This window comes from Amycolatopsis sp. NPDC023774, from assembly GCF_040639695.1.
Taxonomy (GTDB): domain Bacteria; phylum Actinomycetota; class Actinomycetes; order Mycobacteriales; family Pseudonocardiaceae; genus Amycolatopsis.
The window spans coordinates 1-1988 of record NZ_JBFAAJ010000101.1 but is presented as its reverse complement, the minus strand read 5'-3'; the positions used below and the strand labels follow the sequence as shown (position 1 = coordinate 1988).

At 66.2% G+C, this 1988-nt stretch carries 2 protein-coding genes and 1 pseudogene; all 3 read right to left on the bottom strand.

The window, feature by feature from the left end:
• Positions 1-16: 16 nt before the first annotated feature.
• Positions 17-292, bottom strand: a complete 276-nt coding sequence (locus AB0F91_RS47120; protein WP_360609040.1) for a hypothetical protein — start codon at positions 290-292, stop codon at positions 17-19.
• 236 nt (positions 293-528) lie between these two features.
• Positions 529-1122 (bottom strand): annotated as a pseudogene (locus AB0F91_RS47115) (transposase family protein); the annotation flags it as partial.
• 92 nt (positions 1123-1214) lie between these two features.
• The coding region (locus tag AB0F91_RS47110; RefSeq protein ID WP_360609038.1) for a DNA/RNA helicase domain-containing protein at positions 1215-1988 on the bottom strand (774 nt) is incomplete at its 5' end.

The following is a 1988-nucleotide window of genomic DNA, read 5'->3' as shown; positions in this document are numbered from 1 at the left end:
AGCCGACCACCGAGCATCACGCTACGATCAACCCCTCGAGCCTGCCCGGGCTCGGTGACAGACAACGAGACCTGCACCAGACCCGGGGCGCATCAAAGCCGTCTCTGACCATGTGGCCCTGCGCGACTCCCACAACCGCGTCGCAATCGAAGGCGAAGACGGTCGGATCTTTTGCCACGTACCGCCGGTACATCGGGTCGATCTGCATCTCGGCCGCCTCCAGGATGTGTTGGAAGTCGTCCTGCCACGCGACGGACCCGTCGCTCGGGTCGACCCACCGGGTTGTCAGCACTGAGGTGACTTCCTTAATACTCGGCCGCTCGGTTGGCGGCGGTCCGGTTGAATCTACTGCCTGACCTGAGGGTAGGGGTGCCGAAATAACCACGGCGTGGGCCCAAAAACTGCGCGGGTGGCGTTCCGCGAAAAACCCACGTTTCGCCAACTCAGTGCAGACGGCCAGACAGCTGTGCGCCGCGACCGACGACCAGTCGACCCGTACGGCCTCGCGGAGGCAGCTGCGACCGTACCTTAGGGGATGTCTCGTAACTGATGTTGTGGGTGGTGGGCGGGTGTTGCGGGGCAGTCAGTGAGGACGATGTTGTGGAGATGGGCGATGCCGGAGACGGTGTCGTTGAGGGTGCTGGCGGCGCGGCGGTAGTCGCGCAAGATCTTCCAGCACTTCATTCGCGCCAGCGTGTGTTCGACGCGGGCACGGATCTTGCGGTGGCCGGCGTTGAGGTCTTCCTGCCAATCCGGCAGATCGCTGCCGTCACGGGGTTTGCGGTAGGGCATGATCACCTCGGAGTTGCCTTGGTAGCCGCCGTCGGCCATCGCCGGACGCCCCGGCAGTTCCCACTCGATGCCGGAGTCTCGATACACGGTGCAGCCATTGCGGTTGCCTGGATGCGCGTCGCCGGTGGCGATCACCAGCCGGGTGTCGGCGTCGATCGCGATCTGCACGTCTGCCGAGTAACGGTAGTTCTTCGACGGCATAGCCGGCCGGTGATCTCGCGTGGGCGCCAGGGTGCCGTCCACGATCGCGACCGCGTCGATCCGCCGCTTGCGGACCGGGGCCAGCGCCAGCAGCGGCCCGATCGTGTCGATCACCCGGTGCGCCGCCGAAGTGCGACACCCCGAACGCTTGCTAGCGAGGCCGGCGCGTGGGTGCGGCGCTTGTACAGGCCCCAAGCAAGGCGCGTGGCCCCGGCGAAGTTTCAGGAACCGCTCAAGTTGTGGAACATCTCCTGTGTTTCCGGGTCGGTGGAGTACAGAATCGTGCCGACCATGCCACGGGTGAGCAGGACTTTGTACGTGTGCTTGATCAGCTGTTCAAACTCGCCGGCCTTCGAACGCGCGACGACGGTGTCCTTGCTCGCACCGGGGTCAGCGACCCAGCGGTCGGTGCGCCAGACCAGGTCGGGGCCGAAGATGACGCCGTTCCAGTCGTATTCGAAGCCCTGTGCGGTGTAGATGCAGCCGACCTGGCCAAACCCGGCCGGATCGGTGGCCCACAACTGCGAGGGCGGCGCACCGTCGACTCCGCGGTCACCCTTGACGTTCCAGGGGCGTTGCCAGTCCCCGATGACGACATCGTGGACCAGGCTGGCGCCGGTGTGGGCGTCGCTCCACTTCCAGCAGAAGCCGGCGGTCATGCGTGCGCCGAAGCCGTCGGCGAGCTTCGCGGCGAGCTGAGTTTCGAGATCGGCGGGGCTGCCGGCCACGCTGACCTGGAACCGATCGTCACCTGGCCACGGAGCCGGTGCTGCCGCGTCCTCGGCCAGGCCGAGCAGGTTCACGACCCATTGCTCGTACGCGCGGCTGCCCCCGCAGCGGAATTGGCCGTTGAGGTCGATCGAGCGAACGAGCAGGCCCTTCTCTTCGGCCTTCGCGGCGATTTCCGCATAGGAGCCCAGTTCCCCAGGGCGGACGACCTGGTGTTCGTCCAGAAGGAAGACCGGTACGCGGGCAGCGTCGAGGAGCTCCTCGAC